Source organism: Polaribacter sp. HaHaR_3_91, assembly GCF_019278525.1.
Taxonomy (GTDB): Bacteria; Bacteroidota; Bacteroidia; order Flavobacteriales; family Flavobacteriaceae; genus Polaribacter.
The window spans coordinates 459,791-485,643 of sequence record NZ_CP058986.1 but is presented as its reverse complement, the minus strand read 5'-3'; the positions used below and the strand labels follow the sequence as shown (position 1 = coordinate 485,643).

The 25,853-nt window shown below is 31.3% G+C and carries 15 protein-coding genes and 1 riboswitch; of the genes, 3 read left to right on the top strand and 12 right to left on the bottom strand.

Annotated features, from left to right (window positions below):
* Position 1: 1 nt before the first annotated feature.
* The 5 genes from H0I27_RS02015 to H0I27_RS01995 all read right to left on the bottom strand — a co-directional run bounded on the left by H0I27_RS02015 (position 2) and on the right by H0I27_RS01995 (position 7,470).
* Positions 2 to 973 carry a phosphotransferase gene (locus H0I27_RS02015; RefSeq protein ID WP_218732268.1) on the bottom strand — a complete coding sequence of 324 codons (972 nt, stop codon included), beginning with the start codon at positions 971 to 973 and terminating at the stop codon, positions 2 to 4.
* Between the two features lies 1 nt (position 974).
* Complete coding sequence (locus H0I27_RS02010) at positions 975 to 1,886, bottom strand: nucleoside hydrolase (protein ID WP_218732267.1); 912 nt, start codon at positions 1,884 to 1,886, stop codon at positions 975 to 977.
* Positions 1,887 to 1,999: 113 nt separating this feature from the next.
* The gene (locus H0I27_RS02005; protein ID WP_218732266.1) at positions 2,000 to 3,448 is read right to left on the bottom strand and encodes a SusD/RagB family nutrient-binding outer membrane lipoprotein; all 1,449 of its coding nucleotides are present in this window, start codon (positions 3,446 to 3,448) and stop codon (positions 2,000 to 2,002) included.
* 4 nt (positions 3,449 to 3,452) lie between these two features.
* Positions 3,453 to 6,713, bottom strand: coding sequence for a SusC/RagA family TonB-linked outer membrane protein (locus H0I27_RS02000; protein ID WP_254713126.1), 3,261 nt, complete (start codon positions 6,711 to 6,713; stop codon positions 3,453 to 3,455).
* Between the two features lie 64 nt (positions 6,714 to 6,777).
* Positions 6,778 to 7,470 carry a DUF2064 domain-containing protein gene (locus H0I27_RS01995; RefSeq protein ID WP_218732265.1) on the bottom strand — a complete coding sequence of 231 codons (693 nt, stop codon included), beginning with the start codon at positions 7,468 to 7,470 and terminating at the stop codon, positions 6,778 to 6,780.
* Positions 7,471 to 7,768: 298 nt separating this feature from the next.
* Positions 7,769 to 7,859: riboswitch (TPP riboswitch) on the top strand.
* 106 nt (positions 7,860 to 7,965) lie between these two features.
* Here H0I27_RS01995 and H0I27_RS01990 point away from each other — a divergent pair.
* From H0I27_RS01990 to H0I27_RS01980, 3 genes are all read left to right on the top strand, one after another.
* Positions 7,966 to 10,314 (top strand): TonB-dependent receptor, encoded by a 2,349-nt coding sequence (locus H0I27_RS01990; protein ID WP_218732264.1) that lies wholly within the window; start codon positions 7,966 to 7,968, stop codon positions 10,312 to 10,314.
* Positions 10,315 to 10,613: 299 nt separating this feature from the next.
* Positions 10,614 to 10,805 (top strand): hypothetical protein, encoded by a 192-nt coding sequence (locus tag H0I27_RS01985; protein ID WP_208890862.1) that lies wholly within the window; start codon positions 10,614 to 10,616, stop codon positions 10,803 to 10,805.
* 29 nt (positions 10,806 to 10,834) lie between these two features.
* Positions 10,835 to 11,698: an RNA polymerase sigma factor RpoD/SigA gene (locus H0I27_RS01980; protein ID WP_218732263.1), complete on the top strand. Its 864-nt coding sequence runs from the start codon at positions 10,835 to 10,837 to the stop codon at positions 11,696 to 11,698.
* A gap of 670 nt (positions 11,699 to 12,368) precedes the next feature.
* On the opposite strand, the gene H0I27_RS01975 is transcribed toward H0I27_RS01980, so the two are convergent.
* From H0I27_RS01975 to H0I27_RS01945, 7 genes are all read right to left on the bottom strand, one after another.
* Complete coding sequence (locus tag H0I27_RS01975) at positions 12,369 to 14,339, bottom strand: DUF3857 domain-containing protein (RefSeq protein WP_218732262.1); 1,971 nt, start codon at positions 14,337 to 14,339, stop codon at positions 12,369 to 12,371.
* 136 nt (positions 14,340 to 14,475) lie between these two features.
* Positions 14,476 to 16,401, bottom strand: coding sequence for a transglutaminase family protein (locus H0I27_RS01970; RefSeq protein WP_254713125.1), 1,926 nt, complete (start codon positions 16,399 to 16,401; stop codon positions 14,476 to 14,478).
* 206 nt (positions 16,402 to 16,607) lie between these two features.
* Positions 16,608 to 16,976 (bottom strand): rhodanese-like domain-containing protein, encoded by a 369-nt coding sequence (locus tag H0I27_RS01965; protein WP_254713124.1) that lies wholly within the window; start codon positions 16,974 to 16,976, stop codon positions 16,608 to 16,610.
* Positions 16,977 to 16,979: 3 nt separating this feature from the next.
* The gene (locus tag H0I27_RS01960) at positions 16,980 to 18,386 is read right to left on the bottom strand and encodes a rhodanese-like domain-containing protein (protein WP_218732261.1); all 1,407 of its coding nucleotides are present in this window, start codon (positions 18,384 to 18,386) and stop codon (positions 16,980 to 16,982) included.
* Positions 18,387 to 18,470: 84 nt separating this feature from the next.
* Positions 18,471 to 20,198: a SulP family inorganic anion transporter gene (locus H0I27_RS01955; protein WP_218732260.1), complete on the bottom strand. Its 1,728-nt coding sequence runs from the start codon at positions 20,196 to 20,198 to the stop codon at positions 18,471 to 18,473.
* 61 nt (positions 20,199 to 20,259) lie between these two features.
* Entirely contained in the window at positions 20,260 to 21,282 is a 1,023-nt protein-coding gene (ruvB, locus tag H0I27_RS01950) for a Holliday junction branch migration DNA helicase RuvB (protein WP_218732259.1), read from the bottom strand.
* Positions 21,283 to 21,388: 106 nt separating this feature from the next.
* The gene (locus H0I27_RS01945; protein WP_218732258.1) at positions 21,389 to 25,747 is read right to left on the bottom strand and encodes a T9SS type A sorting domain-containing protein; all 4,359 of its coding nucleotides are present in this window, start codon (positions 25,745 to 25,747) and stop codon (positions 21,389 to 21,391) included.
* Positions 25,748 to 25,853 lie beyond the last annotated feature (106 nt).

Here is a 25,853-nt window from a genome sequence, read left to right as displayed (position 1 = left end):
ATTAATCAATAATTAACAACCTTGCTATTTCTAGCAATTCTTTCTTTTCTTCTAAAGTTCTTTCTAACGGAAGTTGGGCTAAACCAATTAACCTTCTCATTATTTCAATACCTGTTATTTGCAAAAAAAGAGGCTCATCTAACTTTAATTTATACGCCTGTTTTATTCTAGAAATCATTAATTTATTTCCAGTTGCCATCACCATATGCGCTGCCATAACACCCAAATCAAATTCAGCAAAACCTTTAAAACTAAATTCGGGGTCAATTACATACACCTCATCTTCTTTGGTCATCCAACTACCCGGATAATAGTCTCCATGTAAAAGAGTTGTTCCTTCTGATAAATAACGTTCTCCGACTAAAGTAATTTGTTCTTTTAATTTTTCATCATTTTTATAAGCTTGTGATACTGCTTCTAATCCATCTTGAATGGTATCTAAAGAAAAACCATTATCAACAGCAAAAGGTAAAACAAATATATGTTGATGATTTAAAGCGCGTAATTCTTTGTTTTCTGGATACGTATTAGAAACTTCACTTTTATGGATATTAGAAAGTATATCCACCAAAAGTTGAATTGATTCCGTTTCAATAACACGGTTTTTATAAAGAAAACTCATGTCTTCGCAATTTCCTAAATCTTCTAAAATTAATACATAATTTTTTGCATCATAAGCAAGAACTTTAGGAATATGACAAGTTATTGCAGGACTTTCAATAGCTTTATAAAACTGATATTCTACATCAATTCGGTCTTCTGGCGCAGGAATATCTTGATACTTCTGTACAAAAGGACGCGATTGTTTTACAATAAAAGAACGTTGATTTGTTGTTACACGCAACACCACATTCATATTACCTTCTCCTGGTTTTTCTGCGGATAAAATTTCTTCAGACTCCTTTAAAAAATTGATTTCTAATAGAAATTCTTTGATGATTTTTAAATCTGTATGTATATCAATATACTTCATATTATAATTTATTAAGGTGTTTCCAAAAAGCTTTTTCCATTGCTTTTTTATCTAAATCTGTGTACACACCAATAGTTCTTTTTGTGTTTTCTTTTGGTGTTTGTAAAGGCGTTATCGTTGCATATTCCGGATTAATTAAAGCCTCAATAAGAGCAACGTCCCACATTACCCATTTTTTCTTTTTAGGATCTTTTTTTGTCCACCAACGATTGTAAGTATCCCAACGATCTACTAAGATGTCTTTAATGCCGCCTTTTCCTTTTAACTGCTTATCTATCGTTTTCTTTTTAAAAACTAAATGCTGAGAAGTAGTTGCCGTCATTACATTAAACTCTAAATTAACCGTATTTAAAAGTACATCCACTGCAAGTGGATCATTACCCGAATTGAATTCTTTTTTGTTATACGTGTTTGTTTTTACCGTGTGCCAAAAACCAAGATAATTTACACGGATTTTAGAAATGATAGAAGGATCTTCTAAAACTGCAGAAGCAACATTGGTACAAGATCCCAAAATAACCAAATCTAACTTTTCGTTACCTTTCATTTCGTGTGCTTTTTCTATAATAAATTTAGAAGCTTCCGAAGGAGAAGGCGTTGTCATAGATGCTAACGGAACGTTACTACCTAAAGGCAATTTAATCTCTGGGTGGTTCATCACTTTAATGATTTGCTCATTAATAGCCTGACTTTCACCAACCGTATTTTCTGTTGCTTGTGGTGATGTATGAAACTGTGCAGAAGTAATACCTAAAAGATTAAATACAGGTTCATCTATTGCACGAACCAACGCAAAAAGGTCATCAACCTCATTTGCTGTGTCTGCATCTATAATTAAATGTATCGGTTTTTGTTGTGCTTCTGCAAAAGCTGTAACAAATAAAAAAGTTATGAATATATATATCGTTTTCATGTAATTGGTCATTATTATATATGATGTTTAATTTTAAGATGATAACCTAAAGTTTTATATGTCGAAAATTATAGGATTACATATCTTTATTTCTAATTTAAAAATTAAATAAATTAATCTTTCTCCCACCAACCTTTACTATTAATATTGTCTCCACCAATTCTTTCTGCAGCTTCTTTATAATTAGCGTTGTTAGAAGCTTGTTCTGACTCTGGATACAAATAACGAACTGGGTAACGGCCTTGATTAAGATTATCTGGACCAGCTACTAAATTAGGAATTCCTGTTCTACGAATATTAAACCAAGCTTCATGACCTACAGAAATTAAACTCAACCATTTTTGAGTCATAATTTTTGTGATATCTTCTTCACTTCCATCTAAAGCAATAGCAGTTCTTGTAAAATAATCTGTAGGAATTTCTGTATTGTAATAATCAAAACTAGCTGCAATTCCGTTTTGGTAATACGTATTTGCATCACCAGAAATAAAACCTTTTACAACAGCTTCTGCCAAAGCAAATTGAGTTTCGGAATATTGCATGTATTGTGCATCTACGCCATTAGGAGTATCTCTAAAAATAGTTCCGAATAAAGAAATATTATTTAAGTCTACACCACTAGCGGCAATACTATTACTAGATTGTCCGTTTAATAAACCATGAAATTCTACAGTTGTATTAGCAGTTGCATTTGTAGGTTTATATAAAACTGCCATTCTAGGATCGTTCCAAGATTTTAAAATTTCTTCTACAGTAATCGTCATGGTATGTTCATTATTAATACCAGAAGCTGCATTAAATAAAGGAAACTGATTTGGTGATGTACTTAAATAAGGAAGAACAGCATTATCGTTGTTAGACTGCATAATGTTACCGGAATCTGCCAAAGCTTGTAAATCTGAAAAATCACTTAAACGTTTACTAATACGCACTAAATAACGGACTTGCAAAGAGTTGGCAAATTTTATCCATTTACTTAAATCGCCATTAAATAAAACATCACCTTCAATAATAGCATTGTTGTTTTCTAATGTTGCGACAGCATTTTTTAAAGTAGCCAAAATACCTGTTTCAGGATCTGTATAAATACTTTCTTGCGTGTCATATTTAGGCGAAAAAACACCATCAATAGCTCCTAAAGCTGCTGTATATGGAACATCATTCCATAAATCGGTAAGTTGAGAGAATAAATAACTTTTCATAATATCACCAACTGCATTATAAGCACTGTTTGTGGTTTCTGAATTTTGTATCGATTCTATGTCAGAAAGCAAACCAAAAATAGCGTTCCAATACTCGCTATTAGATCCCATTTCATAACGATCTATACGTTCAAACTCAATACTAGCAGAAAATTGAGCTAAATAATTAGCTTGTCTGAAACCTTGGTCGTACGCATTTAAATCTGAAGAAACCGAAAGAACATTGGTTAATAAAAATTGCGGAGCAACGGATTCTGGGTTATTGTTATTTGTATTAATTTCTTCGAAATCTTTAGTACACGCAGTAAAAAATGTACTAAAAACGAAGACTCCTAAAAATATATTTTTATAATTTTTCATTTTCTTAAAATTCAGTTTTAATACTAATTCCTAAACTTCTTGTAGATGGGTATGAGAAATCTTCTACACCCTGTGTTGTACTTTGTCCTTGTAAAGCATTTAGTTCAGGGTCAAAGTGAGGGTTTTCTGTAAATAAGAATAAATTACTACCTGTTAGCCCAATTTTTATTTTTTGGAAACCAATTCTATTGACTAAGCTTTTATTAAACTTATAATAAATACTTAATTGTCTTAATTTTAAATAAGAAGCATCATATAATGCACTTGCTTCATTACCACGATCAAAAAAGCTATTATTGTATGTTTGTGCAGAAACATTAGTAGTGTTTGCAACATACTGTGGTGCTGTATCTGTACCTATATTAACTACACCGTTACCTACAATACCGGTTTCTCTACCTATTAAAGTTTCTTGTAATACACCAGAAGTGCTTCCTAAAGCTTTAGTTCTTGAAACGATTGTTCCTCCTTGTCTCCAGTCGAATAAAAAGGATAGGTTTATATTTTTATAGGTGAAATTATTATTAAAACCTACTTGAAAGTCTGGATTATAATTTCCTAATAAGCGTAAATTAGGATCTTGTACAGGTAAACCATTAGCATCATGAAGAATTTCTCCATCAATTTCTACAAAACCAGTACCAAACATATCTCCAACACGACCACCTTCTTGGGCAATATAAAAAACACTATTAGATCCGCCAGAACCAGAAAATACGTCTGCGGAACCTGTTACAAATTGATCTACTCCTTCGGGTAATTCTGTAACAATACTTCTAGAAGTAGAAAAATTTACAGAACTTTCCCATTTAAAATCTTTCTTTTTAATTAGAATACTACTCAATAAAACTTCTAATCCTCTAGTACGAACTTCACCTCCGTTTATATTAAAATTACCGAAACCACTCGCTTGAGAAATAGGACTAGATATAATTTGATCTACACTAGTATTTTGATAAGCAGAAACATCTACTTGCAAACGGTTGTTTAAAAACCAAGCTTCAATACCAGTTTCTAGAGCATTTAATCTTTCTGGTTTTAAATTAGAGTTCTTTAGTACATTCTCATTAGTTACACGAAAATTGGTTCCGTAATTTTGATTTAATAAAAAGTTCTGATTGTTTTGATAAGGATCTGTATCATTACCAACACTAGCGCCACTAAAACGAAGTTTTAAGAAAGAGATTGCTTCTGGTAATGTCACTAACTTACTAATTACAGCACTTACTCCTGCAGAATAATATCCAAAAGAATTGTTATTGGCAGGTAAAGTACTACTCCAATCATTTCTATACGAAACATCAAAATAAAGAGCATCTTTATAGTTTAAATTACCAGTTGCATATACACTATTTATTCTTTTAGTAAACGTATTACTTTCTGCAACCAAAGCAGCTTTGGAGTTTGCAAGTGTAAAAATATCTGGAATAGCTAGTTGAGGTGCTAAAGTATAACTGTATTCAATTTCTTGATCAAAACGGTTAGCACCTGCACTTACATTATATTTCCAATTTTCATTAATTACATCATCATAAGAGATTAATACATCTGTATTTAATTCTTTAAAAAACACATTGTCTTCTCTGTAAGAACCTTCTAGATTAGCATTGGTACTTACAGCACGCCTAAACGCTCGTTTATCATTATATGTATCTAAACCAGTACGTACCGTTGCAGTTAATTTGTCTGTAATATTGTAAACGGCAGCGGCGTTTCCTAAAAATCTGTTTTTATTAAAACTATTGGTGTTTTCAAAAACAGTTAAATAAGGGTTTGTTAACCAGTTGTAGTTTATATCAAAATGTTGAGAACCTTCTTGTCCTGCTTGCCAATAATTTTTAAAGGAATTAATATTTGCTTGTCTACCTGTCCAATTAAAACCATAAAGAGGGTTTTCGTACCCGTATCCTAAATTAGGACGGTTACCACTTCTTGTATTAATATAATTAACAAAAGCATTTACATGTAACTTTTCGTGTACTTCTTGGTTTAAACTTAAAGAGATACCATCTCTTTTTAAATTGGTATTAGGTACAATTCCTTCGTTTATTAAATTACTATACGAAAACCTACTACTTCCTTTATCGCCAGAAGAGCTAATAGCAATATTATTTTGCTTAGTAATTCCGGTTTTAAAAAAATTACGTACGTTATTAGGGTTAGAAACCCAAGCAGTAGGTGTAATAGGCGTTAAAGTTCCGTCTGCTTGTGTTCTTGCAATAACGTCTCCAGCACGAACCGTGTTTCCGTTAATATCTACAGATGGACTATCAAACTGGTTGATTAAAAAACCTTGATCTAAACGTGGGCCATAACTACTTAAACCACCATCGTTAACGCCAGCGCCAGCACCATTTTGAAATGAATATTGACCATTAGAACCACCACCATATACATTTTGATAATCTGGTAAGGTTAATAAAGTTTCTAAGGTTAAAGAGCTATTAATACTAACACCTAGACCTTTTTTCTTTTTACCTCTTTTAGTAGTGATTAATACCACTCCGTTAGCGGCTCTTGCACCATATAAAGCAGCAGAACCTGCTCCTTTTAAAATAGAGATAGAAGCAATATCATCTGGACTAATTTCAGAAGCTCCGTTACCATAATCTACTTCTTGTAATGAGCCATCATTTACTAAATCACTTGTAATTTGCTCATTACTAATAGGCACACCATCAACAACAAATAAAGGTTGGTTAGAGCTACTTAAAGAGTTCTCTCCACGAATAACAATACGAGAAGAAGATCCTACACCAGAAGAACCATTGGTTACTTTTACACCAGCAACTTGTCCGGCAAGGCTATTTACCACGTTCGTAAGCGTAACTTCTGTAAGAGCAGCAGGTTTTATAGTGGTTACGGAAGAAACTAAAGATTGTTTTTCTCTTTTAATTCCTAAAGCAGTAATTACAACTTCGTTTAAAGTTTCTTGCTGAAATGAAGCCGGAAACAATAGCAATTTTACCACCGACTCTTCATTAGAACGAACATCTACCATATCTGAAATAGTGGTTCCGTATGTTTTATTTCCATCAAAAATAACTTGATAACCATTTAAAACGGGAATGGAGTTAAAAGAAGCTTTACCTAATTCGTTTGTGGTATTTTTTACTTCATAACCTTGTTGATCGTTAACAAGCGTAACGCTTATATTTTTAATTGGTACTTTGGTATTATAATCTATGGCATAAACCACAAGATCTCCTTGGGCGCTTAGGCTAATAGTAAATAGCACAAGTAAGCCGAAAAATAAATTCTTCATTAGTTTGAGTTAAAAATGTATGTAAAATAATAAGTCCTGTTTTTACAGAAAATTGTACTTATAATTAATTACAAACCAATGGAGGTCCTTTATTGTATAGGTGGTTTAAAGAAGCTTCTTTAAATTTTTGTAGAATGAATTTGCTTACTTTTAAAATTACTACTTGTAAGTTTTGTAATAATTTAAGTGCTTCTATTTTTAGAAAAGAAAGTGACGCAATGTTTTTAGAAATATCTAACTCTTCATCTAAATCATATAAATAAGGAAGTGTAGCTGTTGTTATTTCTTTTTCTGATAAAAGTGTTTTTAACTCTTTATATAATGTTGATGATTCCCAAGAAAGCGAAAGAAAATCTGCTGCATTAAATTGGTCTTTACGTAAACCTAAAAGATAGAAACCACCATCGTAAGAAGGACCAATAGGCACCTCTTTGTTCCCAACTGCATTTAACGCAGTACGAAGATGTTTTTTTTCTAAACTTAAAGTATCATTACCAACCGTTATAACATTATCATATCCTTTTTTAAAAAGGTCTGAAACAGTATTTACATAACGTTCTCCAAAATTATTTCCTTTTTGATCTTTCTCTGTGTAATGAAAATAGTCTACACCTAAAGAACTAACTTTTTCTTTAATAAGAGCATTCAGTTTGCTAACCGTATCCTTTTTTTGAAGGAAAGGCTTACGTAAATTTTCGGCTTCTTGCGAAAGCGAAAAAATAAGAATTGCAGTTTTAGAATGTTTTAAATCTATCAAAAATCTATTTTAAAATCTAACAGTCGTAATTATATAAAGCAAATTACAAAAGCTAAAATAATATTTAACAGCTAAGTTACTCGTTTTTAGATAAATCATTTTTGAGTTTAAATTTTATTTTAGGAAATGTAATTGCTTTTACAAAATACTGAAATTGGTAACTAAACTTAGCCCTGATAGCAGCGGCATCCTTTTTTTTGTTTTTTCAAAAAAAAGATATAGCGAAAAGCAGGAAATAGCTTCTAAAAAAAGTGCTTTTGTTATTCTCTATGTCAAAAAACTGAGGTAATTTTGCAGCGTTCTCATAAAGGGGTGCTTTAAAAAGCTGAGATCATACCCATTGAACCTAGAACAGGTAATGCTGTTTAGGAAACTAGTACTTTAAAAAAGTGTAAAAGCTTTTTATAGGTGCAGAAGTAGAAGCTTCAATAATTAATTATTCAACATAAATCACAAGAATAATTACCTCTTTTTATTCGTTTTAAATTTTTTAAAATGAAAAAAATCACATTTTTTTTATTCTTGTTTACAAGCATTCTTGTAAACTCCCAGACATTTACACTTAACGGAAAAGTAGTAGATGAAAATAATAATTCTTTGCCAGGAGCAACTATTTTGGTACAAGAAACTAAAAAAGGAACCGCTACGGATTTTGATGGAAAGTTTAGTGTAGATCTTCTTAAAGGAGCTTATACCATTCAGGTTTCATTTATGGGTTACAAAACAGTTTCTAAAGAAATTTCTTTATCACAAAATAATACAATTGCGTTTTCTTTAGTACCAAATTCAACAGTTTTAGAAGAGGTTTTGGTTTCTGCTGTTCGTGTAAATGCAGATGTGCCTGTAACTTTTTCTAACTTATCTAAAAAAGAAATTGCAACCCGTAATTTAGGTCAGGATATTCCTATTTTACTAAATTACATGCCTTCTGTGGTTTCTTCTAGTGATGCTGGTGCAGGTGTTGGTTACACTTATATGAGCGTTCGTGGTTCTAACGGAGAGCGAATTAATGTTACCGTAAACGGAATACCTTATAACGATGCCGAAAGTCACGGTTCTTTTTGGGTAAATTTAAGCGATTTTGCTTCTTCTACTCAGAATTTACAATTACAACGTGGTGTTGGAACCTCTACAAATGGTTCTGGTGCTTTTGGTGCAAGTTTAAATATTTTAACGGATGCGGTTTCTGAAGAGGCTTCTGCAGAAATATCGAACTCTTTTGGTTCTTACGGAACAAGAAAACATACTGTAAAATTTAGTACTGGTAAAATTAATGAGCACTTTGAAGTTGCCGGACGTTTGTCTAACATTAAATCTGATGGTTATGTAGATAGAGCTTCTGCCGATTTAAAATCTTACTATTTACAAGCAAGTTATACGGATGAAAACACGTTGATAAAAGCAATTACTTTTGGAGGTAAAGAAGTTACTTACCAAGCTTGGGAAGGTTTAACTGCAGATCAATTAAAGGAAGATAGAAGACAAAACCCGTATACGTACGAGAATGAAGTAGATGACTATGACCAAAACCATTATCAATTACATTGGAATGAAAAATTGAATGAAAATTGGTCTACAACCTTAGGTTTAAACTACACAAAAGGTGCTGGTTTTTTTGAGCAATTTAAAGAAGAAAGAGATGCAGCAGATTATGGAAATTTAATTGTTGATGGAACAGATGTAATTGTAAGACGTTGGTTAGAAAATGATTTTTATGTAGTAAACTTTAATACCAATTACAAAACAGATAAACTTAATTTTATTTCTGGAATTTCGTATTCTAATTATACTGGAGATCATTTTGGTGAAGTAATTTGGGGAGAAGATTTAGCGCCAAATGTAAATATTAGAGATCGTTATTATTTTTCTGATGCAAAGAAAACAGACTTTTCAATCTTTGCAAAAGCTACTTTTGATATTAGCGAGAAATTGTCTGGTTATGCAGATTTACAAGGACGTTTTGTTGGTTACCAAACAAAAGGAATTACTTCTGACATTGCTGCTATTAATGTTGATGCTAATTTTAATTTCTTTAACCCAAAGGTTGGATTAACTTATAAGATTAATAACGATAATAACTTATACACTTCTTTTGCGGTAGCAAATAGAGAACCTAATAGAAATGATTTTGAAGGCGGAGTTACAACACACGAAACTTTAAATGATTTTGAATTTGGATGGCGTTTAAAAAAGGAAAGCTTTAAATTAAATACCAACATCTATTATATGGATTATAAAAATCAGTTGGTTTTAACAGGTGCTTTAGATGATGTTGGTGCGCCAGTAAGAGCAACTTCTGGTAACAGTTATCGTTTAGGTTTAGAAATTGATGCAGACATTACTTTAAGCGATCATTTTTCTATAAAACCAAATGCTGCATTTAGTTCTAATAAAAACGAAGACTTTTTTATAACAAGAAACGGAATTGATACACCAGAAAGTTTAGGAAATACAGACTTATCTTTTTCTCCGGAAGTTGTTGCAGGAAACATGTTTATATACAAGCCTATAGAGAACTTACAGATTTCATTTTTATCGAAATATGTTGGTAAACAATTTATGAGCAACTTTAGTAGTAAAATTTCTAACAATGATGTTTTAGATGATTATTTTACATCTGACTTAAATATTGTTTATGAAATAAACCCAAATAAGATCTTTAAATCTATTGTATTTTCTGCTTTAATAAATAACATTTTTAATACAGAATATGTAGACAGAGGTTATTATTACACGTATGATGATACTTGGTCTGATCCAAACCAAATTACAACTCTAGACGGTGCCGGTTATTACCCACAAGCCACTAGAAACTTCTTAGTTGGGGTTACTTTAAAGTTTTAAAAAACATCATTTTTAGTCTTTTTTGATTAAAAATAACGCAAAAAACAAACAAAACGAGCATTTTCTATTGAAAATCGCTCGTTTTTTCGTATATTGAAAATTATGAAAAATTCATTTTTATACATTAATAATAACACAAGCATTTATAGTCTCGCTTTTTACGATTTAAAAGGTCATTCTAATAAATCAATTGCACCCGCTTTCTAGTTTTTCTATTCCTTAATTTTTTAAGAAAATTAAATCCGTATTAATCTTCAACTTCATATTAAGTGTTCTTACACTTATTTAAAACTGTACATATGAAAATAATTAAAATACAAAGAAAAACTAAATATCAAAAATACTATTCCTCTGCAATGGGAACTTTAAATTCTAGAGTAACTTATATTAAAAAATATTTTTTAGGAATTCCTATTAAAACCATCCATGAATATCGAGAAACGTATTATGGAGAAGTGAAAACGTGTGATGATTGCAATTTATTTATTTAAAATTAATCTTTAAAAAACCGAAACAATATATGAGACAACTTAAAATTGTAAAACAAGTAACCAATCGTGACGCCAAATCTTTAGAAAAATATTTTCAAGAAATTAGTAAAATTGGGTTAATTACTGCTGATGAAGAAGTAGAATTAGCTTTAGAAATAAAGAAAGGAGACAACAGAGCATTGGATAAACTTGTAAAAGCAAATTTAAGGTTTGTAGTTTCTGTTGCTAAACAATATCAAGGTCAGGGTTTAAAGCTATCTGACTTAATTAATGAAGGCAATTTAGGACTTGTAAAAGCAGCAAAACGTTTTGATGAGACAAGAGGTTTTAAATTTATTTCTTATGCCGTTTGGTGGATTCGTCAATCTATTATGTCTGCTTTAGCAGAACAATCTCGTATTGTACGCTTGCCTTTAAATAAGATTGGTAGCATCAATAAAATACGAAAAATATATGCTCGTTTAGAACAAGGAGAACAGCGTATGCCTACCAACAAGGAAATTGCGAAACAGTTAGACATGACAGAGGATGAGGTTGAGCAATCTTTAAAAAATTCTGGTAGACATATATCTATGGATGCACCGTTTAAGGAAGGTGAAGATTCTAATTTATACAATGTCTTACAGTCTGACGAGTCTCCAAGACCCGACAAAAACTTAATGAGTCAATCTTTATCCATTGAAATAAACAGAGCTTTAGATACACTTTCTAACAAGGAAGCAAAAGTGATAAAAATGTTTTACGGCATTAATCTTCCGAGTCCTTATAGCTTAACCGAAATTGGGGCAACTATTGATTTATCTAGAGAGAGAGTCCGCCAAGTAAAGCAAAAAGCTATTAGACGCTTACAACATCAATCCAAAACACATCTTTTAAAAACATATTTAGGGTAAACCATTTGCTTCCTTAATGAAATTACTTTTTAAAATCTCAAGCAAAAGCTTGAGATTTTTTTTGGTTAAAATAAGTATTTTCCCTCTTGAAAACCTTATCCTAAAAATGTAATTTAGATAACGATTGATATAAGTTATTAAAACAGCGAATATCAGAATGAGTTAGCAAACATTACTCACTCAACATAATAAAACACATAAATTAAATAAAATAACAACAGAGTTACGGAAAAGTATAATACAAGTAAAACAAAAATTAATTTCTTAAGAAACTTTTTAAACGATTTAAATAATTTCTTACACTTTTTTTTGAATTTTGAAGATGAAATTCCATCAAGGAACTTTTTAAAAATAAGACATACTAGCGGTATGCCAAGTTGAATAATTATATCCATTTTGGTTTTGAGTCGTCGCTAGTTATACTCTTTGTTCTTTTACTACAGCAAATATAGCCTTTATTATCAACGCTTTAATATTTACTTACAAACACTATAAACAAGTTTTTAACACTTACTAAAAGACTTATCTAATCTATAAAAATAATGATTAGTTTAGTGCTTTATCAAGAATCCGTACACCTCTGTTACGTCCGATTTTCCGGCGAAAAATCCTCGTACACAAAAACGCAACTCCCTATACACATAAACATTAACTAATCCCTATAAAAAAGCTACTCAGCTTCCAACAACAATACAATTTTATTAAAATCTGCTGCACTATTAATGACTGTTCTGTACTCTTCATACATAGCAACTTCAATAATATTTTCTTTGTAATATTCGTTGGCTGTTACCGTTAAGATATTTCCTTTTAATTGATAAGAAGATTTAAAAAAGAACAATTCTTTTCCGTCTTTCACATAGGAATTGTTAATATTAATATCATCTAAATTGGTGATTTTATAACCATCAGGAATATGAAGTGTTAAAGTTCTATTATACCCTCTATGAAACTGTCCTTCTAACGGTAAAACTCTTTCTTTTTCTTGGTACATTTCTATTTGTTGTCCAATTAAATCACCCAACTTAAACAAATACTTTCTTCCTGCTTTTTCTACAAAACCTTCCGTGGTAAAATCTACTTTTATCTGTAAAGGCTTTATTCCGAACAATTCTGCATCGGCATTTATTAACTCTCTTTTTTCTACATCAAAATCATATGTCATGCTTTCTACAAAACTATCTACCAAGTCATTTCTAGCATCTTTACCCTGAATTAAATGCATAAAAGGCTGTATGTTCATTGCGTAATATCCGCTAAAAGCTCTATCTAAATGAACGCTGTTTTCGGTTAAATTATCCTTATTAAAATCGATGGTTACATTCATTACATCCAAAACCTCATCCACTTTTACAGGTTCTATATATTTAATTCTTCCGGTAACCGTTTTTTGATCTCCAACAACTCCTTCTTTTAAAAATAGTCCGTAATTATCCGTTACATAAGGTATTGGAAAACCATATCTTGTTCCGGATGCATTTGGAGATAAATATTTGTTAGAAGTAGGAAAATACAGTAAAAAGTCGGTTAAAAAATTTGTTGCTTCAAATTCTGGGTCGAACTTAATTTCATTTCTATCAGTTGTTATCACCAATTCGTGCTCAATATTTAAAGTTCTTAAAACAGCAATATATAGTTTGATAACTCCACTTTCATTGGCTACTTGCGTCTTTAAAATAAGGTCTAAATCTTCTAAGTCATCATTATAAGTATCTTGCGAATACACCGTTGATTTTATATAAAAATCTAATTTTCTGATACTACTTTCTTGATCTGCATTTTTTGGTAACGCTAATTCCTTTATAAAATCATCCAGTAAACCTTTAGTTTTTTCTGAATATTCAGGATAATAAGAAGCATACACATTTAGTGCAATATTTCTGTAAGAGATAATATCTTCGTCCATATTATCGATATTTTTATCCATTTTATAAACGATGAAACCTCTTGAAGCATTGTAAGGTGCTTGGTATTCGTTTTCTAATTTTTCTACCTTAGAAACATGTAATTTATAATGTATTTTATCTGTACTTATGGTATCTCTTTCTACATCTGGTAAATTATTATAACTCTTAAATTTAAACAACAAATTACTTGGCGAGAACAAATCGAATTCTACTTGATCTTTATAGTACCCATCTTGAATGTAAAACTGTTTACCTGTATAACTTGGCGGCCTTTTTACCACATACATGTACTCAATAAAACTGCCTTTTGTAATGCCTTCTAAAGCAAAATATGTATACGTATTACCGGTTTCTTCGTCTTCTGCAGTTAGTATTTTAGATTTATCTAAATTGATAATTTTTCCATCGGGAGTAATCACTCTTGCTTTATTTACTTGTGTTTCTGCTTCCGATGAAAACGGTAAGTAGATTTTGTTATACTCCTCAATTGCATCATCAGAATTTAGCCATAAAACTTTGTGTTCTAAATAAAACTCCACTAAATCTTCATTCTGAAAATAAAACTCTGTCACTGTCTTTTCTTTAACAGCAATCATGTCTTCAGAAATTTCTTTATCTACTTTATACTTTGGTTTTACCTCCCAATCGTAACTTTCAAAAAAAGGTTTTTCTTGTGCGGTTACAATCTGAAAAATACATAAGAAGGCTATTAATAGGTAAATTTTGTTCTTCATCATTCGTTTATTTAAAACCATGTCTTAACTGTCTCCCTAAATTTATTTCAGGGTCTTAAAATAAGAAGTTGTTATATGAGATTCTGAAATAAATTCAGAATGACACATCATGATTATTGGTCAATTCGTTTTGTTATTATTCTTTTTTTAAAACTACAATTTCTTTATAATTTCTTTCAATTTTCTGAATCTCTTTATTTACTTCTTTTTGTTGCTCTGTCGATAAAACTAAAAAGTTTAATTCAATTTCATGATTGTAAATCACCTCGTTTCCTTTTACTTGGTATGTAATTTTAGAAACTAATAAGTCATTCGAAACGGTTAAAGATTCTGGTAAATAATCTACTTTATAACCTTTAGGAATTTCTAACTTAGTGGTATAATTATAATATCTTTGATACTCGTATTCAATCGCATTTTCTCTATTTTTATCCGTTTTATAAGAAGAAATCTCTTTATTCAAATTTAGGTTGATGTAAATCTCATCACCTAAATTTTTAGCATAATTTTTAATTTCGAAATCGTAATCGACGATAAAATCATTGTCGTAATGATACTTATTCTTTTCTTTAAAATTATTGATTTGAAATGTGTTATTCCCTTTCCCAAAGACACTTTTGTAGAATTTCTTCAACTTCGTCTCTGAATTTCCAGATTCTAACTTGTGAAAAATATCAATTTTTGGATATCCAGAAATCGTTATTTCAGAAGACCCAATAACCCTGCCGTTTTCAATTTTGAAATTGGTTACATCTATAATTGCATTTTCTTTAGCAGCTATAATTGGTACCTTTTTAATCTTAAAATCTTTTCCATAACCTACCAATGCTTCTTTTCCCTGAATAAAAGAAGTTGGCATTCCGAACTTAATATACCTACCCGTAGCATCTAAATAATACGTTTCCCCATTATTTTCATAAGAAAGAATCATGTGGTTGTCTACAACTGGCGTTGGAACTTCTTTATAAGTATAAGGAATACTTCTGGTACCAATCCATGTTAAATTTCCTTTTACGCCTGCAATTTCTAACATTCTGTATAAAATGCTCGAATTGTCTTTACAATCTCCATACTTTTTTCTAAAAACATCATTCGATTCTCTGGGTATAAATCCGCCTAAAGCATACTCAAAAGCAATGTATTTTATGTTTTGTTGCGTCCAATAATAAATAGCTTTTACCTTTTCTAATTCTGTTTTTTTATCCGCAGTAATTTTAGAGACCAAAGCGACTAGCTCTGTACTTGGAGCCTCTGTATTTACATTTTCTACCATCGAATAATACCAATTATACAAATCTGCAACTTCACCTAATAACCTTTTATGCTTGTTCTTAATTTTATAAGAAGTAATAATTGGAACAATGTGAGGCAAGATGGTTTTATAACTTGGTGTATTCGACTCAAATTCATATTTCGGTTGATTGTTTATTGTCCAACTATAAATATCCTTCCCTCCTTTTTTCTCTTTACTGAATGTAATTTGAACATCAGAAATATTAAACTCCTTAAATTCTAGTGTTACATTTTCATCGGCAATAATGGTTACCTTGTTTTGTTCAACAGGAAAATAATCACCAAAATAAAAAGGCATTAAAAAACGAGGGTTTTTAATTTCTTGACTATATTTTAACCTAGATTTTGATCCTTTTTTTAAATTTGGATATACAAAGTTTAACAATGTAGAATCATCATGAAAAGACTGATTCAACTCATCTTTTTCTGTAAATTTATCTACTTTATTTTCTACATACCCATTATCTTCATAAGAAAAAGAAGAAGCTTCTATGTTCTTTAATTCGAAAAAAGCAGAGAAATTTAAGGTGTTTTTAGAGTTGTAAGTTGCAGCATCGTTTAAATACAAATCTTCTTCAATAAACTCTTGATGTATTTGTAAACTATCATTAACAACCGTTATTGTAATAATAGTTTCTTGCTGCAAACGAACTCTTGCATCTTCTGGATGTAGTTTATGATACTTTAAAAATTCAGCAGAAAACTGAGCATTTAAGCTTGTTACAAACAATAAAAAAAATGCAATAAAAACGGATTTATAAATGCTCAACCTTGTTTATTTTTATAAATCTAAAATACAAAAAAGAGAGAACAAAAACCTGAATTTAGGTGCTTGTTCTCTCTTTTTTATGTGTTTTTTAACGTTAGGAATCAATTCTACCAACCGCACAATTCACAAAAGATTTTGCTTTGTGTACAATCGTATTTTTTATTATCATTTCTAGACATCCTCGTGTAGAAATTTTCAAATTAAATTTAGTTTTCTTGTTTCCATTTGTTATATCCACCTAAAACATTGTAGACTTCATAACCATTTTCTTTAAGAATTTTAGAGGCTTTTACACTTCTTTTTCCACTTCTACAGTATAAATAAACTGGTTTAGATTTGTCTAATTTATCTGAAGCTTTTTCTTTAAAATCAGCATCAAAATAATTTGCAAAAATCGCTGTTTCTATAGTACCCTCATTTATTTCTGCAGGTGTTCTAACATCCATTAGTTGAATTTTTTCTTTAGAAAGTAACTCTTTTAATTCTTGTGTAGAAACAGACTTAACATCTTCTTGTGAATTACAATTTATAAAAAAGAAGCTCATGAATAAAAGGCATAAAACATTTTTCATCATTTTTTATTTTAAAGTTGATGGACAAACAGCTGCTGTTCTTTCTATATTAGAATTTCGTATGGCAGCATAACCGCCAGCAACATCAATTACATTGTGAATACCTCTTGCTTTTAAAATAGAAGCAGCAATTACAGAGCGGTAACCTCCACCACAATACACATAAAAATCTCCTTTTTCTGGAAACTCAGAAATATGATCATTTAAAAAATCTAACGGTGTATTTTTTGCCACAACTGCATGTTCACTTGCAAATTCACCTGGTTTTCTAGCATCAAAAACTACTGCATTTTCTTTAATTTTATTTTCTAAAACATCAACAGAAACAGACGTTAAGGTATCTATTTCTTTACCTGCTTTTTGCCAAGCATCAAAACTACCTTCTAAATATCCTAAAACATTATCGAAACCAACTCTAGACAAACGGGTAATGGTATCTTCTTCTCTTCCTTCTGGAGCAACTAATAAAATTGGTTGTTGAATATCTTTAATCAATGCACCAACCCAAGGAGCAAAACCGCCATCGATACCAATAAAAATAGATTGCGGAATGAATCCTTTTACAAACTCTGTTTGATGACGAACGTCTAAAACAATTGCACCAGTTTCATTTGCAATGATTTCAAAATCTTTAACAGACAATGGCTTTTCACTGTTTTTAATAACATCATCAATACTTTTATAGCCTTCTTTATTCAACTTTACATTTAAAGGAAAATAAGCTGGAGGAGGCAACAAACCATCAGTTACTTCTTTTATAAACTCTTCTTTAGTCATGTTTGCTCTTAAAGCGTAATTGGTTTCTTTTTGATTACCAATAGTACCAACCGTTTCTTTGCTTAAGTTTTTACCACAAGCAGAACCCGCCCCGTGTGCAGGATATACAATAACCTCATCAGCTAAAGTCATTACTTTAGTACGCAAACTATCAAATAAAAAACCTGCTAAATCTTTTTCTGTTACATCACTTTTTTGAGCCAAGTCTGGACGACCAACATCACCTAAAAACAAGGTATCACCACTAAAAAGCGCATGGTCTTTACCGTTTTCATCCTTTAATAAATAACAAGAGCTTTCCATTGTATGACCAGGTGTGTGTAATACCGTAATGGTAATATCTCCTACTTTAAAAACCTGGTTATCTTCTGCTATAATTGCATCGAAATTAGTTGTTGCTGTTGGACCAAATACAATTTGTGCACCCGTTTTTTCTGCCAATGTAACGTGTCCGCTCACAAAATCTGCATGAAAATGCGTTTCGAAAATATATTTAATTTTTGCATCGTTTTTAGCTGCGCTATCTATATAATCTTGTACTTCTCTTAATGGATCTATAATAGCAACTTCGCCATTACTTTCTATGTAGTAAGCCCCTTGAGCTAAACAACCTGTATAAATTTGTTCTATGATCATTTTTATATTTTTAACACCTACAAGGTTTTAAAATTCTGAATTCACTTCAAAAATTTTACTTATAGACTTAGTTACTAATTATTTTTAATGATATGCTTGATGTATGTATTTCGCATATTTTTCTTGTTGTTTTCTATCTCCAGTTTTGTAGAATTTTACGGCATCATTAGAGCGCATAAAAAAGTGATTGATATCTATAATTGATAAAATTCCGCTTCTAAATAAGTCGTCTCTTACTGGACCTTTTACGCCTGCTAGTAAAAAAGTAATCCCTTTCTTTTTATAGTATTTAATACGCTCTTTTAGCATTTCTACTCCTGTACTATCTACTCTGTTTATGCTTTCTGCATCTAAAACTATCAATTTTAAAGCATCTCCTTTTCTATATGCCATTTCATCTAATTTGTCTCTAAAATAGCTAGAATTTGCGTAAAATATTTGTGCATCAAATCTAAAAATTAAGACATCGTCTTCAATAATAACTTCTTCAAAACGACTTCTATTTCTGTAAAAATTAGAGTTGGGTACTTTCCCTAATTCCGCCACATAAGGTCTAGAGGTTCTATAAATTAACACTATTAAAGACAACCCTACGCCAACAATAATTCCAAATTCGATTCCTAATAATAACGTACCAATAAATGTGGCTAACATCAACCAGAAATCTAAATGATTTGCTCTCCATAAAAAAGCTGCTTCTTTAATATTTACCAAATTAAAAACGGCTACTATAATAATTGCTGCCAAGACTGTTTTTGGTAAATGATAAAATAACGGTGTTAAAAATAATAGCGTAATAACAACCATTACAACAGAAATTAAAGCTGCCATACCTGTTCTTGCTCCACTTTCTTGGTTAATTGCAGAACGAGAAAAACTAGAAGTAGTTGGATATGCTTTAAACAGCGACCCCACCATATTACTAATTCCTAAAGCTATTAATTCTTGATTGGGTCTTATTCTATATTCATCTTGTTTTGCTTCTAACGATTTTCCTATAGAAATGGTTTCTAAATAGCCAACCATTACCAACGTAAATGCAATTGGTAATAACTCTCTTATTAAGTCAATATCAAACTCTGGAATTCCGAAAATCGGCAACCCAGAAGGAATGTCTTTTACAATAGAAACATCACCAAAAGAAGCTCCAAAATACTTTAGCACTACAATTCCTAAAATAACAACTATTAAGGCGCTTGGTATTTTTTTATTGATTTTTCTGAGGATGATAATAATCACGACAGAAATTAATCCGATAATAGTTGTTGGGTGATTAAAATTGTTAATCCTACCAAAAACATCTGCTACAACATACTGCAATTGATCACTTTGCACAAAATCTACTCCAAATAAATTCCGAAATTGATTGAACCCAATAATTAACGCTACCGCGGATGTAAAACCAGTAATAACGGGCTTTGATAGAAAGTTTACAATAAACCCCAAACTAAAAACTCCCATTAAAAATTGGATTGCCCCAACCATTAAAGCTAACAAAACAGCTATTGCAATGTAACTCTCAGAACCTGCCAAAGCTAGGGTAGATACTCCTGTTGCCACAATTAAAGAATCCATTGCTACAGGACCAATGGCTACTTGCCTTGATGATCCAAAAACAGCATACATAACTTGGGGTACCAAAGCACAATACAAACCGTAAATTGGTGGTAAACCTGCAATTAAAGCATATGCAATTCCTTGCGGAATTAAAATAATACCAACAGTTATACCAGCCAATAAATCTCCCTTAAAAAGAGATGTATTGTAGTTTGGTAACCATTCTAAAATTGGTATTATCTTTTTTATATTCATTAGCCCATACTAACCTCCCAAAATGGAAGGAATTCTTATTTTTTTATCTTTTGTCTAAATACTAAAACAATTCCCCTTGACTTTTTCCTTTAACTCTTCCTAAATGTGTATATGCTAATTCAGTTACTTCTCTTCCTCTTGGAGTTCTCATGATAAAACCTTGCTGAATTAAAAAAGGTTCGTACACTTCTTCAATAGTTTCTGTATTTTCGGAAACTGCCGTTGCAATGGTACTTAACCCAACTGGTCCTCCTTTAAACTTATCGATAATGGTCATTAGAATCTTATTATCCATTTCATCTAAACCGTGTGCATCTACATTTAATGCTTTTAAGGCATATTTTGCAATTTCTATGGTAATACTTCCATCTCCTTTGATTTGTGCAAAATCTCGAACTCTTCTTAATAAAGCATTTGCAATTCTTGGTGTCCCTCTACTTCTACCTGCAATTTCTATTGCAGATTCCATAGAAATAGGAACTCCTAAAATGTGTGAACTTCTTTGAATAATTGTGGTTAACAATTCTGTTTTGTAATAATGTAATCTACTGCTTATTCCAAAACGAGCCCTCATTGGAGCGGTTAACAAACCAGATCTAGTTGTTGCTCCAATTAAAGTAAAAGGTTCTAAATTTATTTGAACTGTTCTGGCATTTGGGCCAGATTCTATCATAATATCAATTTTATAATCTTCCATTGCAGAGTATAAATATTCTTCTACAATAGGACTTAATCTATGAATTTCATCAATAAATAAAACATCACGTTCATCTAGGTTTGTTAATAAACCCGCCAAATCTCCAGGCTTGTCTAAAACAGGACCAGAAGTAACTTTTATCCCTACTTCTAATTCATTTGCTAAAATATGTGCTAAAGTTGTTTTCCCTAAACCTGGAGGTCCGTGAAAAAGTGTATGATCTAAAGCTTCTCCTCTTTGATTTGCTGCTTCCACAAATATTTTTAGGTTATCTATGGCCTGATCTTGTCCTGTAAAATCATCAAAAGAAAGTGGACGTAATTTTTTTTCTACGTCTAAATCTTCATTAGATAAGTTGTCGTTTTCAGGATTTAGGTTTTCATTCATAACCACAAATATAATTGATTTTAAAGTACAGTTTTGTAAGATTTGTTACATAACAAAAAAACCTTTCTTATTAAGAAAGGTTTTTTATAATACAATAGCTAATTTTTTATTTTTTTAAGACCTTATTCGTAAATATACCTTGGTTTGTTTTTACATTAACAATGTATATAGATGTTGGTAAATTACCCAACTTTAAGTCAATCTTTTCATTAGAAACATTTGGTGTCCAACTTTTAATTTGTTGACCTAATACATTAAATAGTTCTACTTTTTCTATAAATAAACTAGTCTTATTAAATATCGATATTTTATTTGAATTATCATCCATATAAACTTCTAAATTAGAACTTAAAATCTCATCCGTTACAGATAAAACTTTAGCTTCATTAAAGGTGATAAAAAACCTGTTTTCATAAATCCCTTTAGACAATTCTAATTCAACTACCTCATCAGTTTTTAATTCTTTAGTGGTATTTTCTAAAGCATCTAATAAGTAAATTTTACGGTCAATATTTTCTAATTCATCTATTCTTATAAAAAGAGGTTCATCAGAATCAACAAGAATTGTAAGTGGCACTTTTAAAGCATCATTTATGCTCTCAACTCCTGCAATAGCTAATTTCTTATGATCCATTTCATCAAAATCCCAATAGACATCAGACGACTGGACATCTATCATTACACTTTCATAACCATAATCAAAACCATAAGAATGATTTTCATTAAATGAAATACCTATTTGCCTATGAAGCTTTAGATAGTCTTTATTTGTAAAGTCTAACCCTAGTTTTAAAATAGGAAGCGAACTATTAGCTGTTTTCTTCTCTTCTGCTTTAAAGAAATGAGGTTCAGTTACCTGATAACTTCTTTGTTTGTTATTAAAATTAATGGTTCCTCCATCTGCATCTGAAAAAACAAAAAATCCCTGACCTAAAGCAATGTATCTTGTTGGTGTAGTATATGTATAAGAATCTGTCAATCCGTTTGTACCAACAACACTTGTAGCAGCTGTTGCCATAGAAAAAGTTAATTGTGCATAACCACCTTCATAACCCGCTTTTATGTGCCCTTGATCTGTTGCTTCCCCAGAATGTTCCCAAAAATAAAGCGTCCCATCAATAGTGTCTTCATTATTTAATATAAATGCTTTTCCATCTAAAGTACCTGCATATGGGTTTCCTAAAAGACTATTGGTATCTGCAGATAAGTTAAATGAAATATCTCCATCTAATGGACTTCCAGAAAATGTAAAATATTGTGCATTAGCACCTGTACCTTTCATAATATATCCTAAACCCTTAGATAAGTAACCCGTTTCTTTTAATTGCACCCAATCGTTATTTCCTGTACTATTAAAGTAAGCCCAAATCCAATAACTAGCTATTTGTATAGGACTCGCAACAGCTCCATCGTAACCACCAACAAAATTAATATCTGTAATTGTTGAAGTAGCAGTAAGCTCACCACCAGCATCTTTCATAATTTCTGAAACTCTATACGTATTTCCGCCAATAAACTCTACCACAGGTGATGACCAATAATTATACCTGAACACATTAGGAACCTGGCTTTTTTGATCTATTAATAGTTTTCCATTACCGGTTACATTACGATTACCATCGTGTACTTGCACAAACTGTCCAGTACCTAAAATTCTAATCTGTGCATTTAAATTAATATTCGTGTTGTTTAAAACAATTAACGCATTATTACTAACACTTAACACATTACTACCTTGCACATCTAATATTCTTGCATTTAAATTACCTGTAGCATGCGTATACGTTTCTCTAACAATTACACTTCTAGACTTATCTGGAAAACCATTACTCCACGCAGCTCCTGTACGAATAGTTGGACTTATTCTATGCAAACCTAAACCACAATTTGTTTCATTAATTGGTGTTTTTACTTCTGATAAAAGCGGCGCATTTGCATGTCTTACAATTGTAGGAATTGGTTTTGTATCTCCAACAACTTCTATTGAATCATCTACAAAAGAAAGCCATTCTGCCACAGTAAAAGTGGTATTTGCTTTCGTTATTTCATCGATACGAACCAAAGATGTTGTGTTACTAATATTCTTAACAACATCATATCTATTTTCCCAAGCAGATTCATTTATGGTTTTTGAAAGGATTAAAGTGTCGTCTCCATCTGCTAAATCCGCAATACTAGCATCTGTTATTTCTATAGGATTATTTATAAAAGTAACTTCCGGAAGTGATGCAACAGATTTTATAACAACAGAGCCACCTGCAGGTATACTTGTTATTGTTAAATCTGCCGTAGGCGAAATAGCACTTGCAGAAGTAATCCCTAAATCTTTAAATAAAACTAAACTGATATTAGTTACAGTTGTTGTTCCAATATTTGTTAATTCAATGGCGTTACCTGACGCCGTTTGATAAACTTGACTAATAATTACAGGCAGCAAACTACAACTTGAATCTTGTACTAAATCATCTTGACTACTTCCTAATAATTGACCATTACTAGTTGCTACAACAGGAATACCTTTTTCATCTACATCTCCTTTTAATCGATTGTTACCATCTACATCTGCAAAAGTAAAAGTAGCACCACCTTCTAAAGCATCCGGACAACCATCTCCATCTGCATCCACATCAAATTGATCTATAATTCCGTCTAAATCGAGATCATATCGATCATCTATATCATCTGAATTAGAGTCTACGAAACCACTAAGACTTGGATCTTTGTAATCTATAATTCCGTTTTTATTTGTATCTGCAATTGGGTTTCCGCTATATGCATTTTCTGCAGTATCTAAAACACCATCGTTATCGTCATCTAAGTCAATAATATCAATAACTCCATCTAAATCAGTATCAGTAGTATCACAAGCTAAAACACTTCCATTTTGGCTATCACCAATATCTTGTCCTGCTCCAGCACCAGCTTCTGTTAAAGTTGGTATCCCTTGTGCATTTACTGTTCCGATAATTACAAAACTAGCATCTAAATCCGTTTGCTTAACAGTACCTGTTGCTTCTAAAGCATCCGGACAACCGTCTCCATCACTATCTAAATCTAAATAATTAGCAATTCCGTCTCCATCAAAATCTCCAGTTCCTTCAATAGTATCTAAAATACCATCATTATCATCATCTAAATCATCCGTATCTTTTACACCATCACAATCATTGTCTTCACCGGCTTCAGATATTGTTTGTGTATTATTACTTGGATCACTATCTGGTTGAAACACCCCCGTTGCTGTAGTTGTAAAACTGATAGGAAATGAAGCCGTACTTACAGAAGTATTAACCGTTAACGTAACACTTTCTCCTACTGATAAATTATCAATAGTCCAGGTATTATTCGTATTATTAAAACTTGCTGATAAAGGAGAAACACCTGATTCAGAAAAAACTGCGGAGTTACTTGTTGCTGTCATACCAACTGGTATTGTAAAATCTACCTCAAAATCTTTTGATAATTCGGTAGCAGATAAATTAGTTATCGTTGTTGTAAAAGTAGCCGTAGTAGGCGCACAAAAATCATCTGCAGAAATCATTAAATTTGATACTTCTAAATCTGTTGCTGGTAGCAATATTTTTATCGCATCAGAATTATATGCCGTAAAAGCTATATCTGTATTACCAGATGTAGTGTGTACAAAATTAGTTATCTGGTTAAAATTACTCGTTGTTATGCCAAAATCGCTTAAATTGATAGATAGAACTCTTAAATCTCTATAGGTATCTATGCCAAATGTACTTTTAACCAAACCTGTAGAAGGGTTGATTCTATAAATAGTCCAATCTGTTCCTCCAACAACAGCAACATTTCCAAAGGAAACGTTTATTTCTGTACCTACTATATTCCCTGCACTGTCTATAAATTTAAACTTATCGGTATTACCAGGAGACCCTGTTTGGGTAACAATAATGTCTGGCAATGCATCGTTTATACTTACTGCTTGATTTATTACAATGGCATCGTATATGATTACTTGACTTTTTATATTAAAAAAATTGGTAGCTAATTCTAAACCACTACTACCATCTCTAACAAAAAATGAAGGAACAATAGGGCTAAATGTTTTTATATAATCTGTTGCACTATTATTTTGAGAAACTCCCCCCCAATTAGTTCCAATACCAATTAATTCTTCCGATTTATAATCAATAGAAGCAGGCATTGGAAATGAGACAAAACTTCCGCTTGTAAATGTTATATTATTTGCTGTTAAAATTGCATCATTAACACCAGTAGAATACGTATCACCATCTACACTAAACCCTAATAAATTATTAGAATCATCATAAGTAACTTGTGTAGCCGTTGTAGAAGTATAAAAACCTCCATTATCACCATAAACAGCGGCTACAGCATGTTGCGCACTCGAAGAAAAAGAAGTGCTTAATAAAACAAAGAAAAAAAGATAGAGATAAAAAAAATTACTAAAATTTAGACGTATGGAGAGGTGATTTTTCAATTATGTATATTTTAATAAAATTAATTTCTTGATAAATATAAATCTTAGAACACGACAACATTGTATCTATTTTACCCGAAAAAAAAACAATATTGATCATCTATTG